General features: G+C 73.3%; 1 pseudogene. It reads right to left on the bottom strand.

Features of this window, described 5'->3' with window-relative positions:
- Positions 1 to 240 (bottom strand): annotated as a pseudogene (locus SB816_RS34635) (succinylglutamate desuccinylase/aspartoacylase family protein); the annotation flags it as partial.

The raw sequence follows: 240 nt of genomic DNA, 5'->3' as shown, positions 1-240 counted from the left end.
CGAACAGCTCGAGCGCGTCGCTGCGCTTCGTGATCTGGTCGATCACGGTGAACACGCGCGGCAGCGGCGCGTCGCCGCGGGCAGCGCCGGCGTCACCCTTGTCACCCACATCGCCGGCCGCGCGCGACGCGAGCTGGCGTACCGCGCGGTCGGCCGCCGCGAAGCGCGACAGGTCGTTCTGCCCGAACGGGCGCACCTTGCCGAGCTAGAGCGTGCATGCGAGCGCGCCGCATTGCTCGG

Source organism: Achromobacter sp. SIMBA_011 (assembly GCF_046535435.1).
Lineage (GTDB): Bacteria > Pseudomonadota > Gammaproteobacteria > Burkholderiales > Burkholderiaceae_B > Achromobacter > Achromobacter dolens.
This window is presented reverse-complemented; position numbering and strand designations above follow the sequence as displayed.